1 pseudogene is annotated in these 299 nt (G+C 65.6%); it reads left to right on the forward strand.

Features of this window, described 5'->3' with window-relative positions:
- Nucleotides 1-243 (forward strand): annotated as a pseudogene (locus NE591_RS14580) (hypothetical protein); the annotation flags it as partial.
- Between the last annotated feature and the right edge of the window lie 56 nt (nt 244-299).

The following is a 299-nucleotide window of genomic DNA, read 5'->3' on the forward strand; positions in this document are numbered from 1 at the left end:
CTGGAAAATGCCCAGGTCGAGGCGCTGGCCGAGCGCATCCGCTTCAGCACGTGGGAAAAGCTCGGGGACGGCCGCACCGTCAACCGCCTCGTCACCAGCTGGTCCACCACCCCCGACGACCTCGCGGCCCTGGAAGCGGCCCTGCACGAGGTGATGCAGGAGCTCACGACGCCTCTGCTTGCCGCCTCGATGCTCTCGCCGTCTCCACTTCGTGCACCCATGGCAAGCCCGCAGCCCGCTTAAGATCACGCGGCCGGCGCATTCGAAGCATTCTTCACGAATCAGTTTCGAGTTGCGCT

Origin of the sequence: Adlercreutzia sp. DFI.6.23 (genome assembly GCF_024462535.1) — a bacterium.
In the GTDB taxonomy this organism is placed as follows: domain Bacteria; phylum Actinomycetota; class Coriobacteriia; order Coriobacteriales; family Eggerthellaceae; genus Adlercreutzia; species Adlercreutzia rubneri.